Consider the following 15,059-nt stretch of genomic DNA (forward strand, 5'->3'; position numbering starts at 1 on the left):
CATGAGGGGAACGGTGATGTTTTCAAATAAACGGATCGTGACAGCGGTCAGATCCGTACTTTACGCCAGCGCACTGAGCGCTGGCGTATTGCTGTGCGCCTTTTCTGCCCACGCCGACGATCGCGACCAGCTAAAAAGTATTCAGGCCGATATTGCGGCCAAACAGCGTGCGGTGCAAAAACAGCAGCAGCAGCGTGCCGCGTTGCTTAACCAGCTCAAACAGCAGGAAGAAGCGATTGCCGCCGCCGCCCGTAAGTTGCGGGAAACCGAAAACAGCCTCGCCCAGTTGAATAAACAAATCGCCGACATGAACGCGTCCATCGCCCGCCTTGAACAGCAGCGCGCGGCGCAGGAACGCAATCTTGCCGCGCAGCTTGATGCCGCCTTCCGTCAGGGAGAGCACTCCGGTCTACAGTTCGTCCTCAGCGGCGAAGAGGGCCAGCGCGGGCAGCGTTTGCAGGCTTACTTTGGCTATCTGAATCAGGCGCGTCAGGAAACCATCGCCCAGCTCAAGCAAACTCGCGCCGAGGTCGACTCGCAAAAAGCCGAGCTTGAAGACAAACAAAGCCAGCAGCAAACTCTGCTTTACGAGCAGCGCGCTCAACAGGCAAAGCTTGAGCAGGCGCGCAACGAGCGTAAAAAAACGCTCACCGGTCTGGAGTCGTCCATTCAGCAGGGCCAACAGCAGCTAAGCGAGATGCGGGCCAACGAATCGCGGCTGCGTAACAGCATTGCGCGTGCGGCGGCGGCAGCGAAAGCCCGTGCCGAACAGGAAGCCCGCGAAGCGGAAGCCGTGCGCAACCGTCAGAAAGAAGCTACCAGCAAAGGCACCACCTATAAACCGACCGAAAGCGAACGCTCGCTGATGTCCCGCACCGGCGGGCTCGGCTCACCGCGCGGCCAGGCGTACTGGCCGGTACGCGGCCCTACCCTGCATCGCTATGGCGAGCAACTTCAGGGGGAGCTACGCTGGAAGGGGATGGTTATCGGCGCGTCTGAAGGCTCCGAAGTTAAAGCCATTGCCGATGGGCGCGTAATCCTCGCCGACTGGCTCCAGGGCTACGGTCTGGTGGTCGTGGTCGAACACGGCAAAGGCGATATGAGTCTTTACGGCTATAATCAGAGCGCGCTGGTCAGCGTAGGAACGCAGGTGCGTGCCGGTCAGGCAATTGCACTTGTGGGCAACAGCGGGGGTCAGGGCCGACCGTCGCTCTATTTCGAAATTCGCCGCCAGGGTCAGGCGGTCAATCCACTGCCGTGGTTGGGAAGATAAGTTTTGCTTCAGTTTCGTCGAATGATGATTTGTACCGCCATAATATTCACTGTTGTCGCACCGGTTTACGCAGGTAAACTCGCTATTGTGATTGATGATTTCGGCTACCGGCCGCAGACTGAAAATCAGGTGCTGGCCCTCCCTTCTGCCATTAGCGTCGCCGTGTTACCTAACGCACCGCACGCCCGTGAAATGGCGACCAAAGCGCACAATAACGGTCATGAAGTGCTAATCCATCTGCCGATGGCTCCGCTCAGCAAACAGCCGCTGGAAAAAGATACCCTGCGCCCGGAGATGAGCAGCGCTGAAATTGAGCGCATCGTACGTGAGGCGGTAGACGATGTTCCTTACGCCGTGGGGCTGAACAACCATATGGGCAGCGCCATGACCTCCAGCCTGTTCGGTATGCAGAAAGTGATGCAGGCGCTGAGTCACTATAACCTTTATTTTCTCGACAGCATGACCATCGGCAACAGCCAGTCAATGCGCGCCGCCAGCGGGACCGGCGTTAAAGTGATTAAGCGTAAGGTTTTTCTGGACGACTCACAAAAAGAGGCGGACATCCGCGTTCAGTTTACGCGTGCGGTTGAGCAGGCACGGCGGCATGGTTCGGCGATTGCTATCGGACATCCGCATCCGACCACCGTCCGCGTGCTGCAACAAATGGTCTATAACCTGCCGTCAGATATTACCCTGGTGCGCCCGAGTGACCTGCTGAACGAACCGCAGGTTGACACCTCGACACCAAATACCGCGCCGCCGAAAAATAACACGCCGGACACGCCGCGCAATCCATTCCACGGCGTGAAACTGTGCAAGTCGAAGCAGAAAACCGAGCCGGTGTACGCGACGCGCTTCTTCAGCGTGCTGAGTGAGAGCATTAGCCAGAGCACACTGGTACAGTATTTTCAGCACCAGTGGCAGGGCTGGAATCGCCAGAAATAAGGTCGTCCGCTTAGCGCAGATTCACCGCTTCGCGGGCGAGACGGCGGATGCACAGTTTACGGTCGCGCCATTTCCACAGTCGCGCCGACCATAACAGCGCCTGATACGCCAGCTTCGGACTGCGCACGCTCTTCACCATCCGCTTATACATGCCGGAGGTGAAAATCTCGGCAATCATCCGCTGGCGGATCATCGGGTCGCGCTCTTTGCGAACTGAATGACACACGCGCAACGCTTCGTAAACGATCTGCTGATGAAACTCAGGATAGATGGTAATCTTCCCGGCATAGTCGCGGTTCAGTTTCTCCAGCAGGCGGGTGATCTTCATATAATGACGCTGGTAGGCCAGATTTTTTTGCCCCTGACGTTTGAGGCGGCTTACCGAGGCGTCGTGCAGGAAGTATTTATACAGACACTCCTGGGTATAGCGCACGCGCCGGGCATTAAACATACACTCGGTAGACCATAAAATATCCTGGTGATGCAGGCCGGGTACGAAAGTTAGCCCGCACGCTTCCAGCATCTGACGGCGATAAACCCCCATCCAGACCACGTGCGTCCAGCGCCGGGAAGCCAGCGCCATCCGCAGCCAGTCCGGGCCGCTTAGCACATCCGTTGAACGCAGGCGGTCCAGCGGGATCGATTGCCAGCAGTCGCCGGTCGCGCTATCACACCAGTCGGCATTGCACTGCGCCACGTCCAGATTATCCTGCAACGCCATCGTCATTAGCGTTTCGTACATATGGGGATAAGTAAGATCGTCCGCATCGACGAACGCGACGTATTCCCCCGTTGCGGCTTCCATACCGCGATTACGCGCCACGGAGGCTCCGGCATTGGCCTGGGTAATAAGCTGAATATGCGGGTATTTTTCCGCATAGCGTTGCGCGATGTCGACAGAACAGTCCGTTGAACCATCATTAACAATAATAATTTCCAGAGCGCTCCAGCTCTGAGCCACCAGCGACTCCATACAGGCAGCGAAGGCCTCGCCCGCATTATAGAGAGGGATAATGACGCTAAGTTTGCCTGAGCGAATCATCATAGTAATTACCTGCTTAACAATGGATATGCGGCTACGTTTTACCCGTTATTCCTTAAGAAAGACTTAAGCGCTAAAGCGCTTTACGTATCCTCTTGATTTTCAGATTGAAAATAAATCCAGATTAAGAATAATCACTTATTGTTAAGTTTTGACGACAGCAGGCCGTTTCGGGTTAGGGTATAATCCTGCAAGTCATTATTACCCTTGCATGTAACCACCCGACCGGAAGTGATATGTCCATCGTTACCAGTAAAGAAAACGGCTTCACCATTTACGAGAAGGACTCAGGCGTCCGCTTTGGCGAGATAGTAAAACGGTATCTGGCTGGCGAATTGCCGTCGGTATCGTTGGGCAGTGGTAATGCGGACAGAACAGTGGCCGTTGTGGAATATGACGGTAAAAAATACATCCTTAAAAACGATCGCGAGAAAGATAAGCGCCTTGAGAAACGGCTACAGAATTATCTCTCCGGCCCGTTTTTCTCGAAGCTGATTTACGCCACCGATCGCGCCATTGAGCAGGGGTATACCGGAACGGCAGATCTCTATTATGTAGCGGAGAAAATGGTCGGCCGTGAATGTGAAAATGTGTTTACCCTTCATGAGTATATTGAAGGAACGCCGCTGAAAGCCATTGACGAATCGAATCGTGAGGAGATTAAAAATTGTATTCTGGCGCTGCATCGTGCAGGGCTGGCATCCAATGATATTCACGCCGGGAATTTCATTCGCACGCCGGAGGGGGATCTGAAGATTATCGATCTTTCCTGTCGCGGCAGTATGCGCGTATGCCAGGCAAACGATATTTTGACCCTGCGGAAAAAATACCATCTTGAGGTGGAAGGTCACGGTGCGGTGTATCGGCTGATCCGGCTAAAAGAGGATTTCCGTAAGCTTTCACGCCGGTTACGGGGCAAGTCTAAATCTCACGCCTGACGGGCGGCCCCACCGTAAAATGCCGGATGGCGCTACGCTTATCCGGCCTACAATCGGGGAAAAAACCACATCCACCCCACGTTAAACACCAAACCCGGCCCGCGTTAAACACCAAACCGTAGCCCCGGTAAGCGCAGCGCCACCGGGGACAAACGGCGCACTGTAGCGCCGGATATTAATCCCAGCTCAGGATCACTTTCCCGGAACGCCCGGAACGCATCTCGTCAAATCCCTGCTGGAACTCATCAATCGGGAAACGGTGGGTGATAATCGGTGACAGGTCGAGGCCCGACTGGATCAGTGCCGCCATCTTATACCATGTTTCAAACATCTCGCGTCCGTAGATGCCTTTGATAAACAGCCCCTTAAAGATCACTTTATTCCAGTCGATTGACATATCCGATGGTGGAATACCCAGCATGGCGATACGCCCGCCGTGGTTCATGGTGTCGAGCATAGAACGAAACGCTGGCGGCGCGCCGGACATTTCCAGGCCCACGTCGAAGCCTTCGGTCATCCCCAGCTCGGCCATGACATCGCTTAATTTTTCTTTAGAGACATCCACCGCGCGAGTGACGCCCATTTTACGCGCCAGTTCCAAACGGTATTCATTCACATCAGTAATCACTACGTTACGCGCGCCGACGTGTTTTGCCACGGCCGCAGCCATGATGCCAATCGGACCCGCGCCGGATACCAGCACGTCTTCGCCAACCAGATCAAACGACAGCGCCGTATGAACCGCATTACCGAACGGGTCAAAAATAGACGCCAGGTCGTCGGAAATATTGTCGGGAATTTTGAACGCGTTGAAGGCCGGGATCACCAGATACTCGGCGAAGCAGCCGGGACGGTTCACCCCCACGCCGACGGTATTACGGCACAGATGCGTGCGGCCACCGCGACAGTTACGACAATAGCCGCAGGTAATGTGCCCTTCGCCCGAAACGCGGTCGCCAATTTTAAAGCCTTTCACTTCCTGACCAATGCCGACTACTTCACCGACATATTCATGGCCGACCACCATGGGAACCGGGATGGTTTTTTGCGACCACTCATCCCAGTTATAAATATGCACATCGGTGCCGCAGATGGCGGTCTTGCGAATTTTAATCAGCAGATCGTTATGCCCGACGTCCGGTTTCGGTACGTCAGTCATCCAGATGCCTTCTTCCGCTTTCAGTTTCGATAACGCTTTCATCTTCGATCCTCAGGCAATCACGCCCAGTTGTTTACCGATGCGGGTAAAGGCTGCCACCGCACGTTCAATTTGTTCAGGCGTATGCGCCGCCGACATCTGAGTGCGAATACGCGCCTGGCCTTTCGGCACCACCGGATAGAAGAAACCGGTGACGTAAATACCTTCTTTTTGCAGTTCACGGGCAAAGTTCTGTGCCACTGTCGCGTCACCTAACATCACCGGGATAATGGCGTGATCGACCCCGGCCAGGGTAAAGCCTGCCGCCGACATTTTCTCGCGGAACAGACGGGCATTGGCCCACAGGCGGTCACGCAGTTCTGCGCCGGAAGCCAGCATTTCCAGCACTTTAATAGACGCGGAAACAATCGCCGGAGCCAGCGAGTTGGAGAACAGATACGGACGTGAACGCTGGCGCAGCCACTCAACCACTTCCTTACGCGCGGCGGTATAGCCGCCGGATGCGCCGCCGAGCGCCTTGCCCAGCGTCCCGGTGATGATGTCCACGCGGCCCATCACCTCGCAGTATTCATGCGTGCCACGACCGTTCGCGCCGACAAAACCGACCGCGTGGGAGTCATCCACCATCACCAGCGCATCGTATTTATCCGCCAGATCGCAGACCCCTTTCAGGTTGGCGATCACCCCGTCCATAGAAAATACGCCATCGGTGGCAATCAGCACGTGACGCGCCCCGGCCTCACGCGCCTCTTTCAGACGGGCTTCCAGTTCCTGCATATCGTTATTGGCATAGCGAAAACGCTTCGCTTTGCACAGGCGTACGCCATCAATAATGGAAGCGTGATTCAGCGCGTCGGAAATAATCGCATCTTCGGCACCCAGCAGCGTTTCAAACAGCCCACCGTTGGCGTCAAAGCAGGACGAATAGAGAATGGCATCTTCCATGCCGAGGAAATCTGCCAGTTTTTGCTCCAGCACTTTGTGGCTGTCCTGAGTCCCGCAAATAAAACGCACTGACGCCATCCCAAAGCCGTGAGAATCCATACCTGCTTTAGCGGCGGCAATTAGTTCAGGGTGGTTAGCCAGGCCAAGGTAGTTATTGGCGCAGAAGTTGATGACATGGCTGCCGTCGCCGACAGTAATATCCGCCTGCTGCGCGGAAGTAATGATCCGCTCTTCCTTAAATAATCCCTCCGCGCGCGCCGTTTCCAGATCGCCACTTAACTGCTGATAAAAATCCCCACGCATGACCACACTCCCGATTCGGTAAAATTTAGTACATATTACCCAAAGCTATACGTTGATACGAGATGACGCATCAGCAGATGCGATTTTTGCAGCATAAATCACGCGTAAGAAGGCGACTGTCGGTGAAAGCTGAAGACTGGACGTGGTAATGGTATGATAAAGCTATTCGTATCTGAGACGGTCTCAGTACCCACTATTTCAAAGGTTAACGTATGATCATTGTGACTGGCGGCGCGGGTTTTATCGGTAGCAACATCGTTAAGGCCCTGAATGATAAAGGCATTACCGACATCCTGGTGGTTGATAACCTGAAAGATGGCACCAAATTCGTCAACCTGGTTGACCTCAACATTGCCGATTACATGGATAAAGAAGACTTCCTTATTCAGATTATGGCGGGTGAAGAGTTCGGCGACATTGACGCCATTTTCCACGAAGGTGCCTGCTCTTCCACGACCGAGTGGGACGGCAAGTACATGATGGATAACAACTATCAATACTCCAAAGAAGTGCTGCATTATTGCCTGGAGCGCGAAATCCCGTTCCTGTACGCGTCTTCTGCCGCCACTTACGGTGGGCGCACCTCCGATTTTATCGAATCCCGCGAGTATGAACAGCCGCTGAACGTCTACGGCTATTCCAAATTCCTGTTTGATGAATATGTGCGTCAGATCCTGCCGGAAGCCAATTCGCAGATCGTCGGCTTCCGCTATTTCAACGTCTATGGACCACGTGAAGGGCATAAAGGCAGCATGGCGAGCGTCGCTTTCCATCTCAATACCCAACTGAACAATGGCGAAAGTCCGAAACTGTTTGAAGGCAGCGATGGCTTTAAGCGTGATTTCGTCTACGTCGGCGACGTAGCAGCGGTCAACTTATGGTTCCTGGAAAACGGTGTCTCCGGCATCTTTAACCTGGGTACCGGGCGTGCGGAATCTTTCCAGGCGGTGGCAGATGCAACGCTGGCGTTCCACAAGCAAGGCAGCATTGAGTACATCCCGTTCCCGGAAAAACTGAAGGGCCGCTATCAGGCATTTACCCAGGCCGATCTGACTAACCTGCGCGCGGCGGGTTACGATAAGCCGTTTAAAACCGTTGCCGAAGGCGTAACGGAATATATGGCCTGGCTGAACCGCGACAACACTATCTCTTCACAAAATCTTTCGAGCGGTATCAAGGCGGCAACGAAGTGAATCTCCGGGAGCTTACAAAAGTAAGTGACCGGTGTGAACGCAGGCAGCCAACGCTGAGACAGCTTGAAGGATGACGTGAATGAAAATACTGGTGATTGGCCCGTCCTGGGTAGGCGACATGATGATGTCGCAGAGTCTGTACCGCACGCTCCGGGCGAGCTATCCCCAGGCGATTATTGATGTGATGGCACCTGCATGGTGCCGTCCATTACTGTCGCGGATGCCGGAAGTGAATGAGGCAATCGCTATGCCGCTGGGTCACGGCGCGCTGGAGATCGGCGCGCGCCGTAAGCTCGGTCATAGCCTGCGCAGTCGTCATTACGATCGCGCTTACGTTCTGCCGAACTCGTTTAAATCGGCGTTAGTACCGTTCTTTGCCGGTATTCCGCTGCGCACCGGCTGGCGCGGCGAGATGCGCTACGGCCTGCTCAATGATGCGCGGGTGCTGGACAAGCAAGCCTGGCCGCTGATGGTAGAACGCTACGTGGCGCTGGCCTGGGACAAAGGCACAATGACCAGTGCGAAGGATCTGCCGCAGCCGCTGCTGTGGCCTGAACTTCAGGTCAGCGAGGAAGAAAAAACAACGACCTGTGAGGCGTTTACGCTCTCTTCAGAGCGTCCGATGATTGGTTTTTGTCCCGGCGCAGAATTTGGTCCGGCCAAACGCTGGCCGCACTATCATTATGCGGAGCTGGCAAAGCAACTTATTGATGAAGGCTATCAGGTGGTGCTGTTTGGCTCGGCAAAAGATCATGATGCGGGTAACGACATTCTCGCCGCGTTAAGCATAGAGCAGCAGGCCTGGTGCCGTAATCTGGCCGGGGAAACCCAACTTGAACAGGCGGTTATCCTGATTGCGGCCTGTAAAGCAGTGGTCAGCAACGATTCAGGGCTGATGCACGTCGCCGCCGCGCTCGACCGTCCGCTGGTGGCACTTTATGGCCCGAGCAGCCCTGACTTTACGCCGCCGCTTTCCCACAAGGCACGCGTCATTCGTCTGATTGAAGGCTATCACAAAGTACGTAAAGGGGATGCCGCCGAAGGGTATCACCAGAGCCTGATCGACATCACGCCACAACGTGTTCTCGATGAACTTAACGCACTGTTGCTGAATGAGGATGCCTGACGGATGCGGGTATTAATCGTTAAAACCTCATCAATGGGTGACGTTCTGCATACCCTGCCAGCCCTCACCGATGCCATGAATGCCCTGCCGGGCATACGTTTTGACTGGGTGGTGGAAGAAGGGTTTGCCCAAATCCCGTCCTGGCATGAATCCGTCGATCGCGTGCTGCCGGTGGCGATCCGTCGCTGGCGAAAAAGCTGGTTTACCGCCCCGACTAAAGCTGAACGCACGGCGTTTTATCGCCGTTTATGTGAGGTGCATTATGATGCCATCATTGATGCACAAGGGCTGGTAAAAAGCGCCGCACTGGTGACCCGCCTGGCGCACGGTGTTAAGCATGGTATGGACTGGAAGAGCGCCCGTGAACCGCTGGCGAGCCTGTTTTATAACCGTCGGCATTTCATCGCTAAACAACAGCATGCCGTCGAACGTACGCGGGAATTATTTGCCAAAAGCCTGGGCTATAGTCAACCGCAAACCCAGGGGGATTACGCTATTGCTCGCCACTTTTCGACTAATCTGAAAGAAGAGAGCGGGGATTATGCGGTATTTTTACATGCAACCACCCGTGATGATAAACATTGGCCAGAAGACCACTGGCGTGAGTTGATCGGCTTATTGCGTGATACCCATGTGCGCATCAAACTACCGTGGGGTGCTCCCCATGAGCAAGCGAGAGCGAAGAGACTTGCTGAAGGGTATGATTACGCGGACGTATTACCTCGTATGAGCCTCGAAGAGATAGCGCGGATGCTCGCCGGGGCGAAATTTGTGGTTTCTGTCGATACGGGTCTGAGTCATCTGACGGCAGCCCTGGATCGCCCTAACATTACGCTTTATGGGCCAACCGACCCCGGTTTAATTGGCGGTTACGGTAAAAATCAGCTGGCACTAACAGCACCAGGCCAGCAAACCAGCGAGATTACACCTGAGATGGTTTTTGCGCGTTTAACTAATCTGAGTGAATAAGATGACACTACAGGGAATGACTTTTTCTCCATTCGCCAGGAAAGCGTGTGAATGGACACTGTGTACTGGCTTACTGGCAACGCTTTTTACGCTACTGTTAGTTAATGTCGATGTAGCTTCAAAATTATTCAACGTCACCGCTTTGGTTTCCCTGCTTTATATAATTGCCATGAGAAAGTACCTCCCTTCGCAAAAAACACTCCTGGTACTGACGGGTGTTATTTTTCTGATAGGTATATATAACGTTCTCTGGCTGGAGATATTTAAGCCTGAAAAGACTGATTTTTCAGGCACCTATCGAGCCTATCTCTACGCTGCCCGTATGCTTATCTCAGGCGCATTCATCATTCTGGCATTTAGTTTAATCGCTCAAAACATGCGTCGTGCCATATTGTCAGGCCTGGCGGTGCTTCTTATTGCTGCAGCTATCTATGCAGGTATACAGGAATTTCAACAGCATTTACCACGGCCTTTGCTGGCGTTTAAAGTGGCTACCACAGCGGGCTATGCGATTGCGCTTATCGGCATCGTCTGCAGCGCCTGGCTCATTCAGTTAAAGCCTAAACTCTATCCATTAACCCTTGCTCTTATCTCCGCCTGCGTTCTGACTGCGCTGGCGCTCAATGAAACCCGGGCAGCCATGTTGACTTACCCGGTAATTATTTTGTTGATGCTGTTAGTGAATTACTCGCATTCAAGAAAAAAATTGCTAAAACGTGCTGCACTCTTTTTTGTGCTATTGGTGGTTTGCAGTGTGGTAATGAAAGATATCATCCAGCAGCGCACACAAAATTTGATGAGTGATATTACAAGTTATCAAAATAATAACAGTAATACTTCCGTTGGCGCACGCCTCGCCATGTATCAGGTGGGGTTGCAAACGATGAAGTTTAATCTTATCGGGCAATCCATTGAAGACCGTCGAACTGCTATCACGACCATGCTACAGCAACACCCGAACCTGTCAGGTGCGGCACCTTACGTGAACGTTCACTTACATAATGAGATTATCGAAACGCTGTCATTAAAAGGCGCAGTTGGGACGTTATTGCTGATTTTCCTTTATATTACGCTCATTTATTACTCAATCTATCACAAAAATATATCGCTTTTTGCTGTGACACTTGCGATCATGTTGTTCGGCCTTTCCGATGTCTTGCTCTATTCACGAGAAATGCCCATCGTTGCAACATCATGTCTCGCACTTTGCATATTATTACAACAGAATAAAGTTAATGATGAACGAAAAGCCTGTTCTTAGCATAATCATGGCGACCCACAACAATGGCACGTTGGCGTCAGATGCCATTATGTCTGTCGTAAATAATATGCCGCACAATTGTGAACTTCTTGTGATAAACGATGGTTCAACAGATGAGTCTGATCGGCTTATCCGGGAGCTGGTGCAACAATATAGTCACATACGTTATTATTACCAACCTAAAAGTGGCGTTTCTGTTGCACGCAATCGGGGCATCGACCTGAGTCAGGGTGACTATCTCGCGTTTATAGACGGGGACGACCTGTACAGTGAAAATTTCTTTAACGTCATAATGCCGATACTGGAAGAGCAACAGTATGACATTATTTCTTATGACAGTACGCGTGAGTTCGATGCCTTTACCGCGGCACAGAAGAGTGGTTTACAATACAAAGTAAATACTCACTATGCGGAAATTATCCAGAAGACATTCAAAGTATCTCACTGGCAGGTATGGAGTCGTATTTTCAGACGGAATATTATTGGTAACGATCGTTTTCCTGAAAATATCTCCTACTTTGAAGATGTTTCATTTACGCCTTTCCAGTACTTAAAAAGCCATAAACTTTGTAAAATTAATCAGATACTATACTATTATCGCAAAAACAGACTAAGCGTCACAGAAACACACCAGGAAAATGACATCATGGATATGTCGCACGCGCTGGATAAATTCATTGACCGTGTGCAGGGCCACCCTGAAACTGCCGATCTGACAACAATGGCAATGATGAATTGCTATATTGAGCTGAGAAAGAAAATCAGAAAGATGCGGGGCTATTATGATTATAGCCCTGAAGAGTTGCAGTTGATTGAAAAACTGAAAGCCGCGTGCCTCTATAAAAATATAGATAAAAAGCATAAAAAGTTTTATTTACGGATTAAACTTTATCAGTTCGACCTTTTCTATTCGCGTCTTAAATACAGATTGCTACCTCACTGGATGAGAAGAAATTAACGCGCCACAATGCAATCACCAGATAATTTTCTTATATAAATAAAGAGTTCCATGGAAGGAACAAAACCAGCATTGCTTTTACCGCATATAGTCATCCCTTTGATAACATGTTATCATTGGTCATGATATTTTCGTTACAGGTATAGTTATGTTTGGTAAGCAGCCCATCCTCAGCCAACAAACTTTTTCTGGCATTGCTGATGAATCATTACCGGCCAAACGGCTTAACATTGCCTATGGGGTCGATAAAAATTTCCTGTTCGGTGCCTGCATTTCAGTAACCTCGATACTCGAAAATAATAAAAATGTTCCTCTGGTGTTTCATATTTTCTCTGATTACACCGATGAAGAAACCTGCAAAAAATTAGAGCAATTAGCCGTTCATTATCAAACCACCATCATATTATATATTATCAATAATGATAGCCTTGCTGATTTTCCTTATACCGTGCGGTATTCTTATGCCGCATATTACCGCTTCCTTACCTGCGAATATCTCCAGTCCCGAACCGAAAGCCTGGTATATCTTGATGCTGACATTATTTGTAAGGGCAGTGTCGAACCGCTATTAAATCTGGATATAGAAGATAATATCGTTGCGGCAGTCATAGACGTCGAGATGATGCAGAAAAGGGCGGTGCAGATTTTTGGATTCGAACCTGACAGTTACTTTAATAGCGGTATGCTATATATCAATCTGAAAGCATGGCAGCAAAACAATATCCTGGAAAAACTCATCGCTACCTTTTCAGATGATACGCTCGCAGCGAAGCTAACCTTTCCCGATCAGGATGCACTCAACCTGCTGGTCAGGGGCAAAGTAAAATTCCTTTCCCGTGGATATAACGCGTTTTATAACTTTGACGACGAACCAAAAATTAAACGCGCCGATCGTTATAAAGAAATCATCAATGATGATACGGTGTTTATTCATTATGTGGGCGTCACTAAGCCCTGGTTTAGCTGGGCCAAAGATTATCCTGCCGTAAAATACTTTTCCCGTATCTATACGATTTCGCCGTGGCGTGACCACCCCTTGTACGATGCCAGAACGTTAAAACAGTATAAAAAGAAATCGGTGCACCAGAAATATCTTGGCCGTCGCTTTGAAGGTTTTAAAACGTATCTGACCTATACCTGGTTAAAAATGAAAAAGTAACAGGCATAAAAAAGCCACTGATGCTGTCACCAGTGGCTTTTCTTATTTCGTTACTTTCTTTTTAAGGTAGCCCGAGTAATAACGCAGCGCCTCTAAAAAGTGTCCTTTTTTTAATGCAGTACGTGCATAAACCCGGTAATCCGTTGCCCGCATCCGTCCGCTAAAACTACGTAAAGGAACGTCGCGCCAGACGGTAAAGTTGCGGTAGAAAAGATAAAGGTGCTGGCCGGTGCCCTGATGCTCCCGATACCAGGGCTTACGCCCGCCGGTAAAATGCATAATTACAGGTACAGATTCAGGGTGATAAATAAAGTTCTGCTGTTGCTCTTCATTCAGCAACGTATACAGCAGATTCCATTTTTTATCGATAAAAACCACATGATTTTCAAGAACAATATTTAACGCATCCTGATCAAGATACTTCAGCTGCCCTTTACGCTCGCGCAGGATATCCTGAGTTTTACGCTCTACCTCATGCGCCAGCCAGGCACTGCGGTTTATGTACAGAAAACCGGCATTGAAATAGCGGGAGTCATTCATACCAATCCGCAGACTGTTTTTGCGGTTAATTTCTGCCGAATTATCGGTGACCACCGCACAAACCACATGATCAATATTGATAGCCTGTAGCGCCGCCAGAGAGGAAAAACACAACGTATCCACATCCAGATACACAAACCGGTTTATATGTTCGGGAAGCAGGCGTGGGACCAGCAGCCGGATATAGGTCGATTTATTGATATGCGCTAATGATGATTGTCCGTCGTATTTTTCAAGATCGGCATCGTCAATTTTATAGACTGAGATATTACCCGCCTGCGCCCTGATTTTAGCAAGCTGGTCTTCGCTGACATCATAAGAGAAAACATGAAAATGGATGTCATTCTCCAGATTGTTATGATAGACCGACGCCAGAGATGTCGCTAAATATTCGATATAATTGCCGTCAGAGCAAAAAACGACGTGAATCGTGGATTCCATACCTTTATAACCCTTTCCGCAGCGTTCTTTCTTTGATTTTTTGCGCCCTGACCTGTGCACTGGCAATCAGGCTATGTTCGTCGCGCAGAATGTCACGCAGCGGCTTCGCAAAATAGATTTTCATAAAATACAAAACATCTGCCGTGGTTAAGCCAATCTCCAGCGATGAGAAATACAGCCCGATAAGATCTTTATTTCTCCAGCGCAGGGGAACGACAGGGCGGATTTGGGCGCGGTGCAGGTCGATAACCGAGAGCTTCGGCGTGTCACAGGCCGGTTCGTAAGGCAAATGCAGAAGAAAATGGCATAAATAGCAGTCGCGATGATTAACGCCCGCTGCGTGCATCTTTTTAACCATGGTAGCGAGGTGCGCGATGAGTTTTCTTTTCGCTTTATGGTCCGGCGGCTGGCTTTTCCATTGTGCGCAGTAGTCTTCCAGGCTAATGGTGTGGGTTAGTTCTTCGGTAATAATAAACGAGGTGATGGTCACCGGATTGGCACCCTTCATGCCAAAAGCCACGCCATGCATGGTGTCCACACCCACTTCGGCCAGACGATGAATGGCTTTCCATTCCCGGTCGGCACCCAGTACCGGCAGGCGAAACGACAGCAAGTTTTTGACAACCTCTTTGGTCGTGGTGCCGTAGTGTATTTTGATGAAATAACCGACATTATCGATTTCAAAACGCAGCGTTTTTCGGGTCTCAAGCGCCCGATAAACATGGCCGGTGAGCGTTTCTATTTCGTGGAAAGGATCTTTGCCCTGCCACAACGTTTTGAATGGTTCTTTTAATTCAACCATTTTCC

The 15,059-nt window shown here is 50.8% G+C and carries 14 protein-coding genes; 9 read left to right on the forward strand and 5 right to left on the reverse strand.

Annotated elements, in window-relative coordinates:
- Position 1: 1 nt before the first annotated feature.
- Together envC and CHU32_RS12950 are read left to right on the forward strand one after the other, a co-directional pair.
- Positions 2-1,273, forward strand: a complete 1,272-nt coding sequence (envC, locus tag CHU32_RS12945; protein WP_425444890.1) for a murein hydrolase activator EnvC — start codon at positions 2-4, stop codon at positions 1,271-1,273.
- 3 nt (positions 1,274-1,276) lie between these two features.
- Positions 1,277-2,218, forward strand: coding sequence for a divergent polysaccharide deacetylase family protein (locus tag CHU32_RS12950; protein WP_425444891.1), 942 nt, complete (start codon positions 1,277-1,279; stop codon positions 2,216-2,218).
- Between the two features lie 10 nt (positions 2,219-2,228).
- Here the strand turns inward: CHU32_RS12950 and CHU32_RS12955 are convergent, their stop codons facing one another.
- Complete coding sequence (locus CHU32_RS12955; RefSeq protein WP_281258329.1) at positions 2,229-3,260, reverse strand: glycosyltransferase; 1,032 nt, start codon at positions 3,258-3,260, stop codon at positions 2,229-2,231.
- Between the two features lie 236 nt (positions 3,261-3,496).
- On the opposite strand from CHU32_RS12955, the gene CHU32_RS12960 reads away from it, so the two are divergent.
- Entirely contained in the window at positions 3,497-4,198 is a 702-nt protein-coding gene (locus CHU32_RS12960) for a lipopolysaccharide core heptose(II) kinase RfaY (RefSeq protein WP_103675938.1), read from the forward strand.
- 175 nt (positions 4,199-4,373) lie between these two features.
- Here the strand turns inward: CHU32_RS12960 and tdh are convergent, their stop codons facing one another.
- The gene (gene tdh / locus CHU32_RS12965) at positions 4,374-5,399 is read right to left on the reverse strand and encodes an L-threonine 3-dehydrogenase (RefSeq protein ID WP_103675939.1); all 1,026 of its coding nucleotides are present in this window, start codon (positions 5,397-5,399) and stop codon (positions 4,374-4,376) included.
- Between the two features lie 9 nt (positions 5,400-5,408).
- The gene (kbl, locus tag CHU32_RS12970; RefSeq protein WP_103675940.1) at positions 5,409-6,605 is read right to left on the reverse strand and encodes a glycine C-acetyltransferase; all 1,197 of its coding nucleotides are present in this window, start codon (positions 6,603-6,605) and stop codon (positions 5,409-5,411) included.
- 212 nt (positions 6,606-6,817) lie between these two features.
- Here kbl and rfaD point away from each other — a divergent pair, with 212 nt between their 5' ends.
- From rfaD to CHU32_RS13000, 6 genes are all read left to right on the forward strand, one after another.
- Positions 6,818-7,798, forward strand: coding sequence for an ADP-glyceromanno-heptose 6-epimerase (rfaD, locus tag CHU32_RS12975; protein WP_103675941.1), 981 nt, complete (start codon positions 6,818-6,820; stop codon positions 7,796-7,798).
- 79 nt (positions 7,799-7,877) lie between these two features.
- Positions 7,878-8,924, forward strand: coding sequence for an ADP-heptose--LPS heptosyltransferase RfaF (gene rfaF, locus CHU32_RS12980; protein WP_103675942.1), 1,047 nt, complete (start codon positions 7,878-7,880; stop codon positions 8,922-8,924).
- A gap of 3 nt (positions 8,925-8,927) precedes the next feature.
- On the forward strand, positions 8,928-9,893 hold the full coding sequence (rfaC, locus tag CHU32_RS12985; protein WP_103675943.1) for a lipopolysaccharide heptosyltransferase RfaC: 966 nt from the start codon (positions 8,928-8,930) through the stop codon (positions 9,891-9,893).
- 1 nt (position 9,894) lies between these two features.
- The gene (locus CHU32_RS12990) at positions 9,895-11,154 is read left to right on the forward strand and encodes an O-antigen ligase family protein (RefSeq protein ID WP_103675944.1); all 1,260 of its coding nucleotides are present in this window, start codon (positions 9,895-9,897) and stop codon (positions 11,152-11,154) included.
- Entirely contained in the window at positions 11,129-12,112 is a 984-nt protein-coding gene (locus CHU32_RS12995; protein WP_176691649.1) for a glycosyltransferase family 2 protein, read from the forward strand. Before CHU32_RS12990 ends, CHU32_RS12995 begins: the two co-directional genes overlap by 26 nt.
- Before the next feature lie 148 nt (positions 12,113-12,260).
- Positions 12,261-13,271 (forward strand): glycosyltransferase family 8 protein, encoded by a 1,011-nt coding sequence (locus CHU32_RS13000; RefSeq protein WP_103675946.1) that lies wholly within the window; start codon positions 12,261-12,263, stop codon positions 13,269-13,271.
- Between the two features lie 42 nt (positions 13,272-13,313).
- Here CHU32_RS13000 and CHU32_RS13005 read toward each other — a convergent pair whose 3' ends face one another.
- Both CHU32_RS13005 and rfaP read right to left on the reverse strand, forming a co-directional pair.
- The gene (locus CHU32_RS13005) at positions 13,314-14,252 is read right to left on the reverse strand and encodes a glycosyltransferase family 8 protein (RefSeq protein ID WP_103675947.1); all 939 of its coding nucleotides are present in this window, start codon (positions 14,250-14,252) and stop codon (positions 13,314-13,316) included.
- A 4-nt stretch (positions 14,253-14,256) separates the two neighbouring features.
- Positions 14,257-15,054, reverse strand: a complete 798-nt coding sequence (gene rfaP, locus CHU32_RS13010; RefSeq protein WP_103675980.1) for a lipopolysaccharide core heptose(I) kinase RfaP — start codon at positions 15,052-15,054, stop codon at positions 14,257-14,259.
- Positions 15,055-15,059: the final 5 nt, after the last annotated feature.

This window comes from Superficieibacter electus (genome assembly GCF_002915575.1).
Lineage (GTDB): Bacteria > Pseudomonadota > Gammaproteobacteria > Enterobacterales > Enterobacteriaceae > Superficieibacter > Superficieibacter electus.